Annotated in this window: 1 protein-coding gene; it reads right to left on the bottom strand. The window is 57.0% G+C overall.

Going from position 1 to position 272, the window contains the following annotated elements; translation table 11 throughout:
- A partial coding sequence (locus HMPREF2527_RS00780; RefSeq protein ID WP_141744423.1) for a hypothetical protein occupies nucleotides 1-188 on the bottom strand: 188 nt, incomplete at its 3' end.
- Nucleotides 189-272 lie beyond the last annotated feature (84 nt).

Genomic DNA, 272 nt, shown 5'->3' on the forward strand with positions numbered 1-272 from the left:
GCTCGCTGGCACATCTGCTGGTCTACCGTGTCGGTGAAAGCAGGAACGTACAGGTCGTCTCGGTCGTACGGGTATCCGTTGCGGTAGAACCCGGGTTCGTTGTTGCTCCAGCCGTAGACGACATTATTCTCGACGCAGAATGCGGAGAGGTAATCCCGGCAGTCGTACTGCTTCGGGATGATAAACACATAGCGACTGCCTTCCGGGAAAGAGGCACCGTAGCGGCTGTCATTGCTGAGGCTGACCCAGGTATCAGGGTCCTGCACATAGTG

The organism is Rothia sp. HMSC071B01 (assembly GCF_001808945.1).
Lineage (GTDB): Bacteria > Actinomycetota > Actinomycetes > Actinomycetales > Micrococcaceae > Rothia.